This is a genomic window from Micromonospora sp. MH33, from assembly GCF_003013775.1.
GTDB lineage: Bacteria > Actinomycetota > Actinomycetes > Mycobacteriales > Micromonosporaceae > Micromonospora > Micromonospora fulviviridis.
Window position 1 is genome coordinate 1 of the sequence record NZ_MUYZ01000570.1, and the last position, 2,004, is coordinate 2,004.

General features: G+C 76.5%; 2 protein-coding genes. One reads left to right on the plus strand and one right to left on the minus strand.

The features are described 5' to 3' along the window. Positions 1-1,198: AAA family ATPase (locus B0E53_RS35910; RefSeq protein WP_146167954.1), on the minus strand; the 1,198-nt coding region annotated here is incomplete at its 3' end. 189 nt (positions 1,199-1,387) lie between these two features. Between B0E53_RS35910 and B0E53_RS35915 the strand changes: the two genes are divergently transcribed. Then, on the plus strand, positions 1,388-2,004 hold a 617-nt coding region (locus tag B0E53_RS35915; RefSeq protein ID WP_146167955.1), incomplete at its 3' end, for an adenylate/guanylate cyclase domain-containing protein.

Consider the following 2,004-nt stretch of genomic DNA (forward strand, 5'->3'; position numbering starts at 1 on the left):
CGGCGTAGCCGTGCAACCGCTCGGCCTCCCGGGCGGCGGCCATCGCGGCCGGCAGGGCGCGGGCCGGCTCGCCGGCCAGCCGCCAGTGGTGGGCCAGCCGGGCCTGGTGCAGCTCGGCGGTGGCCGAGGTCAGCGTCTCGGCGTAGCGGCGGTGCAGCGCGGCCCGCTCGGCGGGAAGCAGCTCGTGCGCCAGCACCTCCGCGACCAGGCGGTGCCGCAGCCGGTAGCCGTCGTCGGCGCCGACCAGCAGCCGGTGCGCCACCGCCTCCCGGACCGCCTCGATGAGCTGGTCCTCCGGCAGCCGGACCACCTGGGCCAGCAGCCAGTGCTCGACCGGCTCGACCCCGGCGGCGACCGCATGCACCACGGCGTGCGCGGGCTGCGGCAGCGCGTCGACCCGGGCCAGGAAGACCTCGCGCAGCGTGTCGGACAGCCCGTCGTGGCCGTCGCGCAGGTCGCGGGCCAGCTCCTCCACCACGAACGGGTTGCCGCCGCTGCGCTGCCACAGCTGGTCGGCGGCCTCGGGGGGCAGCGGCGCGCCGGCGATCGCGGCGGCCAGTTCGTCGGTGCCGGCCCGGTCCAGCGGCGCCAGGTCCACCACCCGGACCGAGCGCAGCCGGCGCAGCTCGGTGAGCACCCGGCGCAGCGGGTGCGCGCCCTGCAACGACTCGGCCCGGATCGCGGCCAGCACCGACAGCTGGAGGTCGCCGAGGCCGGCGAGCAGGTAGAGCAGGAGCTGGCGGGTGCTCCGGTCGACCCACTGGAGGTCGTCGAGGACGAGCACCAGCGGCCGCCCGGCGGCGACCAGGTGCAGGCCGCGCGCGACCCGTTCCAGCAGCGCGCCCGCGCCGTCCGGGCCCGGGGTCTCCTCGTCGAAGACCTGGAGCAGGCCGCGGACCGCGGAGGAGGTGCGCGCCTCGGTCAGGTCGGCGTCGAGGCGGCGCAGCGCCTGGCGCACCGGGTGCAGCGGGGAGGCGTCGCCGATGTCGAGGCAGGCGCCGGTGAGGACCAGCGCGCCCCCGTCCCGCAGGCGCTCGCCGACCTCGGCCAGCAGCCGGGTCTTGCCCACCCCGCTCTCGCCGGTGAGGAACACCGCCGCGGTCTGCCCGGGGGCGACGTCGTCGAGCAGCGCCGACCGCAGCGCCGCCACCGTGCCGGCACGGCCGACGAGCAGCGCGGTGTCCACATCGCTGGCCATGCCACGCAGCCTAGTCACAGGTTCCCGCACCGTTCTACGGGCTCAGCGCCCTTGTGGTACTCCTCGCGTCGACATTGCGACTAATGGTTGCGGGTGGTCGACATACGTCGTCCTACCGATCCCCCGAGGATCCGGTGGTGAAAGTCTCCGGAGGTCGTCAGGCACCGGACCGGGGAAAGGGTGGGTGCGATGTTGATCACCACGCCCGTGGGGAGTCGGGAAGCCGTCACCGTCGCGCGCTGGCCGGTGCCGGAGGAGCGGCGCACGGTCACCGTGCTCTTCGCCGACATCGTCGGGTCGACCGGGCTGGTCGAGCGGCTCGACCCGGAGGACGTCCGGGCACTGCAACAGGCGTACTTCGGCACGGTGGCCGCGGTGCTGCGCCGGTGGCACGGGGTGGTGGAGAAGTACGTCGGCGACGCGGTGATGGCGCTGTTCGGGGCGCACGGCTCCGACGGGTTCGACGCGTACCGGGGGGTGCGCGCCGGGCTGGAGATCCAGGCCGCGCTGGACCGGCGGCTGCCGGCCGGCACGCGGCTGCGAATCCGGGTCGGCGTGGCCACCGGCGAGGTGCTGGTCGACCTGGCCGGCACCCGGGACGGCGGGCACGGCGCGGCCAGCGGCGCGGTGATCACCACGGCGGCCCGGCTCCAGGAGTACGCCCCACCCGGCGGGGTGGTGGTCTGCGCGGCCACCCGGCGGGCCGTCGCCGGCCTGGTCGAGCAGCGCCCGCTGGCCGCCATGGCGGTGGCCGGCAAGGCGCAGCCGCTGGACGTCTGGCGGGTGACGGGGGTGGCCCGGCGCCG